Source organism: Corallococcus sp. AB049A (assembly GCF_003668885.1).
GTDB classification, from domain to species: Bacteria; Myxococcota; Myxococcia; order Myxococcales; family Myxococcaceae; genus Corallococcus; species Corallococcus interemptor.
On record NZ_RAWL01000607.1, the window covers coordinates 1 to 4,005 of the forward strand.

Here is a 4,005-nt window from a genome sequence, read left to right on the forward strand (position 1 = left end):
GACGAAGTCCGGCTGGGATGACGAGCTGCTGGCGGCGGGAAAGGGGAGCATCCGCTTCGTGCTGGCGGGCATGCTGGCGGCGGCGGGGGCCCGGCTCCTGAAGCTGCCTCCGCCGGCGCAGGCGGCCGTGGACCTGGGGGCGCGCTCGCTCATCATCGTGGCGGCGGCGCTGTTCTTCCTGCGCTTCCTCAGCCGGGCCGCGCGCTTCGTGGAGAAGAAGGTCGCGCAGTCTCCCGAGGGCACCGACGTGGCGCGGGTGCGCGGCCTGCGCACGCAGCTGGCCATCCTGCGGCGCGTGGTGGAGGTGGCGGTGGTGCTGGTGGCCGCGTCGCTGCTGCTCCTCCAGTTCGAGGCGGTGCGCAACGTGGGCGTGTCCCTGCTGGCGTCCGCGGGCATCGCGGGCCTCGCCATTGGCCTGGCCGCGCAGAAGTCGCTGTCCACGCTGCTGGCGGGCATCCAGCTGTCCATCACCCAGCCCATGCGCATTGGCGACACGGTCATCATCGAGAACGAGTGGGGATGGGTCGAGGAGATCACCCTCACCTACGTCGTCGTGAAGGTGTGGGATTTGCGCCGGCTGGTGATCCCCATCACGCAGTTCCTGGAGAAGCCGTTCCAGAACTGGAGCAAGGTGTCGCCGGAGATATTGGGCACGGCGGAGCTGTACGTGGACTTCCGCACGAACGTGCCGGCGGTGCGCGCGGAGCTCAAGCGCATCCTGGAGCAGGAGTCGAACGGGCTCTGGGACGGCAAGGTGCAGGGGCTCCAGGTGACGGACCTGAGCGAGCGCACCATGAAGCTGCGCGCCCTGGTGAGCGCGGCGGACTCCGGCAAGGCCTTCGACCTGCGCTGCCTGGTGCGAGAGAAGCTGGTGGCCTACCTCCAGGCCCAGCCGCACGGCCTGCCGCTGCTGCGCGCGGAGGCCACGCCCCTGCCCCTCCCGGAGGAGAAGGCCGTGGGCCCGGCGCTGCTGGCCGCGCGGGCGGGCAACGGCTGAGGCCGTTTCAGTGCCACGTGCCCACGGAGAGCCGGCGCTCCTCCGCGATGGGCTGGAGCCGTTCGCGCAGCTGTTCGCGCACCTGGTGCAGCCACCAGCCCACCGTGCCCGTGGAGCGCCCCACCTGGGCCCCGATGCTCACGTAGGAGCGCCCCTGCGCGCGCAGGTGGAACACCTCCCGCTGCTGCGGCGGCAGGCGCTCCACCGCCTCGCGCAGGTCCTTCTCCTGGATGAAGGTCCACAGCTCGCTGCCCTCGTGCTCCTGTGGATCATCCGAGAGCACCGTCACCCACCCTGCGTTCACCGCCTTGCGCTGCTCCGCGCGGTGGTGGCGCAACAGGCTGATGGCCCGCGTGTTGATGACCCGCCCCGTCCACGCCCGGAACGCCTCCGGCCCCTGCAGGTGCAGCCGCTCCTTCCACGCCTCGTCCAGCGCGTGCTGCACCAGGTCCTCCGCGTCCGCCGCGTTCCCCAGGATGCGCTGCGCGTGCTTCAAGAGCCCCGAACGGAATTGGATGACCAGCGCCGCGAACGTCTGCATCTCTTTGTCAGCCATGGAAGTGCCCCCCGAGCTCCGTTTCCGTGCGGCACCATGATGACAAAGCCTTTCAAGCCGGGCAGAGCAAACTATCCGCGAATTACACAGAGTGTCTGGAAATCCCATCCCACCCGGCGATTTCCGCCGCCAGCGTCACGAATACATCCAGTGTCTGTCTTTTGGATGTCCATCCAGGGCAGGTGCACATGGGTTTCCGACAGAAACACACCGGGATGATCAGCAGTCGTCATCCCGGGCGGAGACTCACGACGAATGCCCCGCGGGGCGATTGACCGTGAGGCAAAACGCCCCGGCGAGGCGAGACGCCCGGGCACCTGGGGCAGAACGCCCCGCTCCGAGACATGAAACACGCGTGAGAACACGGCAGGGTTCTTGCTGACACGCCCTCCATGCTTGAAACACGGCGCCCGGAGTCCGCCGTCCGCGACGTGCTCCCCTACCGGAAGCCGAAGCTGGGACGGGACTACTGGATCAAGGACAACGTCCTGCCCAACGCGCTGGAGGTCTACGAGCGCAACCTGGCCCGCGAGGACTGGACGCTGGGCGCCCCGTGGCGGCCGGAAATCTGGCCCGGCATCCGCGCCCCGCACGCGCTCACGCCCCAGGAGCTGGCGCCCATCGAGAAGTGGATCCGCGAGCAGGCCGGCGTGCGCGCCCTCACGCAGGAGGCCCCGGCGCGGGGGGCGCTGTCCCACAACCACGTGCAGCTCGTGGGGGAGAAGGAGTCCACCGCGAAGCCGCACGTGGACTCGCTGGCGCTGTGCGACTTCGCGGGCGTCATCTACCTGCACCCGAAGCCGCCCGCGAAGCACGTGGGCACGTCCTTCTACCGGCTGCGCATGCCCGGCGGCGGCCTGGGCGGCAACACCTGCCCTCCCGGCTGCGTCAACCTCACCCAGGCCTTCGGCGTGACGAAGCTGCCCGCCAACGCGTGGGTGCAGGACGTGGAGGTGGAGAACGTCTTCAACCGCCTCATCGTCTACCGGGCCGACTTCGTGCACTCGGCGACCGCGTACTTCGGGCAGGGCGACAAGCACTCCAAGCGCGCCACCGCCCTGTTCTTCTGGAAGGCCGTGCGCTGAGGGCTAGGACAGCATCTTCGCGAGCATGTCCGCGCTGCGCTCGCTGCTGAACTGCTCCTCCACCTTGCGGCGGCCGGCCTCGCCCAGCCGCACCGCTTCGGCCGGGTCCCGCGCCAGCTTCTCCAGCTTCTCCGCCAGCACCGCGGGCGCCTGCGGCGGCACCAGCACGCCGTCCACGCCGTCGTCCACCAGCTCCTTCACGCCGCCCGCGCCCGTCACCACCACCGGCGCGCGCATGGCCATGGCCTCCATGATGGCCACGCCCAGCGGCTCCTGGAGGCTCGCCAGCGCGAAGAGGTGCGAGCGCTGGATGCCGTCCTTCACCACGTCCTCGCTCACCGCGCCCAGCAGCGTCACCGCGTCCGTGAGCCCGTCCTGCGCGAGCTTCGCCTCCAGCACCTTGCGGTACGTGGTGCCGCCCGCCTCGTCCTCGCCCGCGATGGACAGCCGCGCGTCGATGCCCTTCTTGCGCAGCATCCCCACCGCGTCGATGAGGTCCGCGTGCCCCTTGCACGGGTTCAGCCGGCCGCACGCGAACAGCCGCAGGGGCCCCTCGCCGGACCACGGCTCGTAGGGCACCGTGCGCTGGAAGCGCGACAGCTCCACGCCCATGGGCGCCAGCTCGATCCGGTCCGGCAGGCTCCCCGCCAATTCCTGACGGACTTCGCCCAGCAGCTTCTTCGTGATGACGAACGCGAACTTCGCGTGACGCCACTTCTCCCGCTGGTTGGGGCCGTAGTCGTCCAGCGGCCCGTGCAGCGTCATGCTGTACGTGAGCCCCGACAGCAGGTGCGCGAACATGGCCACGTGCGCCGCGTTGGCGCAGGAGTGCACGTGCACGTGCGTCCAGCCGCGCTCGCGCGCCAGCGACGCCAGCCGGCCGCCCATCACCGCGAACGCCACCAGCTGCGCGCGGCCCTTCGCGTCCAGGCCCTCCGCGCGGGCGATGGAGGCCAGCACCCGCGCCCAGCCCGTGGGCATGGCCCGGGCAATCTCCAGCGCGGCCTTCGCCACGCCCAGCGGGGGCGGCGGCGCCAGGTACTCCGTGCGCGACATGGCCTCGCGGGCCCAGCTGTGGCTGATGATGCGCGCGGGCGGCGGACGGGTGGACACCAGCTCCGGTGACACGCCCTTCCCCGGCAGCGCCTGCAGCTCGCGCCAGAAGAAGATGTGGGTCTGTCCGGGGAACTCGGGAATCAGGTAGCCGATCTTCTGCACGCCCCTTCCATAACACGGCGCGTCCCCACGCTCCCCGGGCCCGAAGCCACGCCATGGGGGGTGTCAGCCGTGACAGCAGACCGGCGGCACGCTCCTCCGCCTGCCCGCCTGTCCGGGTCGTTGGGTGATGACGCCTCATTGCGTTATAC

At 70.3% G+C, this 4,005-nt stretch carries 4 protein-coding genes; 2 read left to right on the forward strand and 2 right to left on the reverse strand.

Features of this window, described 5'->3' with window-relative positions; all coding sequences use genetic code 11:
• The coding region (locus D7X55_RS37020) for a mechanosensitive ion channel family protein (RefSeq protein WP_121725490.1) at positions 1-997 on the forward strand (997 nt) is incomplete at its 5' end.
• 7 nt (positions 998-1,004) lie between these two features.
• On the opposite strand, the gene D7X55_RS37025 is transcribed toward D7X55_RS37020, so the two are convergent.
• A complete protein-coding gene (locus D7X55_RS37025; RefSeq protein WP_158616348.1) occupies positions 1,005-1,553 on the reverse strand; it encodes an RNA polymerase sigma factor in 549 nt (182 codons plus the stop codon).
• A gap of 392 nt (positions 1,554-1,945) precedes the next feature.
• Here D7X55_RS37025 and D7X55_RS37030 point away from each other — a divergent pair, with 392 nt between their 5' ends.
• The gene (locus tag D7X55_RS37030; RefSeq protein WP_121725492.1) at positions 1,946-2,638 is read left to right on the forward strand and encodes a DUF6445 family protein; all 693 of its coding nucleotides are present in this window, start codon (positions 1,946-1,948) and stop codon (positions 2,636-2,638) included.
• 3 nt (positions 2,639-2,641) lie between these two features.
• On the opposite strand, the gene epsE is transcribed toward D7X55_RS37030, so the two are convergent.
• Positions 2,642-3,856, reverse strand: coding sequence for an exopolysaccharide biosynthesis GT4 family glycosyltransferase EpsE (gene epsE / locus D7X55_RS37035; RefSeq protein ID WP_121725493.1), 1,215 nt, complete (start codon positions 3,854-3,856; stop codon positions 2,642-2,644).
• Between the last annotated feature and the right edge of the window lie 149 nt (positions 3,857-4,005).

Coding starts and splice junctions, on each gene's coding strand:
- D7X55_RS37025 (WP_158616348.1), bottom strand. CDS start 1,553: ATGGCTGACAAAGAGATGCAGACGTTCGCGGCGCTGGTCATCCAATTC.
- D7X55_RS37030 (WP_121725492.1), top strand. CDS start 1,946: ATGCTTGAAACACGGCGCCCGGAGTCCGCCGTCCGCGACGTGCTCCCC.